The organism is Aestuarium sp. (assembly GCF_023253315.1).
Classification (GTDB): domain Bacteria; phylum Pseudomonadota; class Alphaproteobacteria; order Rhodobacterales; family Rhodobacteraceae; genus Marivivens; species Marivivens donghaensis.
In genome coordinates this window covers 1-560 of record NZ_JALRGW010000195.1, presented here as the reverse complement: position 1 = coordinate 560, position 560 = coordinate 1, and the positions used below count along the sequence as shown (strand labels likewise).

1 protein-coding gene is annotated in these 560 nt (G+C 34.3%); it reads left to right on the top strand.

Going from position 1 to position 560, the window contains the following annotated elements:
- The coding region (locus AC1QQ2_RS14975) for a hypothetical protein (RefSeq protein ID WP_479713745.1) at nt 1-356 on the top strand (356 nt) is incomplete at its 5' end.
- Nucleotides 357-560 lie beyond the last annotated feature (204 nt).

The following is a 560-nucleotide window of genomic DNA, read 5'->3' as shown; positions in this document are numbered from 1 at the left end:
TTGGTTGTTCTAATATTAAAACGCTTGTAGAAGGCGACAAAATTATAATTAATGATTTTAATATAGTTGAAGAGATGAGTACCTTTGTTAGAAGAGGTCAAAGTTGGCAGGCTGATGAAGGAAATACAGACGATTTGATGATGTGTTTAGTCATATTTGGTTGGTTGTCTAATCAACCTTACTTTAAAGAGATGACGGACACCAATGCTCGACAACAACTATATGAAGAACAGGCCAATTTAATTGAACAGGATATGGCACCTTTTGGTTTTGTAGATGACGGATTAGATGACACAAGACCGGAAGTAGATGAATATGGTACAGTATGGCACCCCGTTACCTATCGCAAAGGATAGTCAAAACCAGAACTATTATAAATATCAATAAGTAAGAATTGATTTTGACTATGGGCGTATGAATAATACGAGTTTTGAACAATAAACAAATGTTAATTAGCTAATTAAGAGGAGAATAAACCTATGGCATTTCAAGTATCACCAGGTGTTCTCGTACAAGAAAAAGATTTAACTAGAATTATACCTGCGGTATCAACATCAATT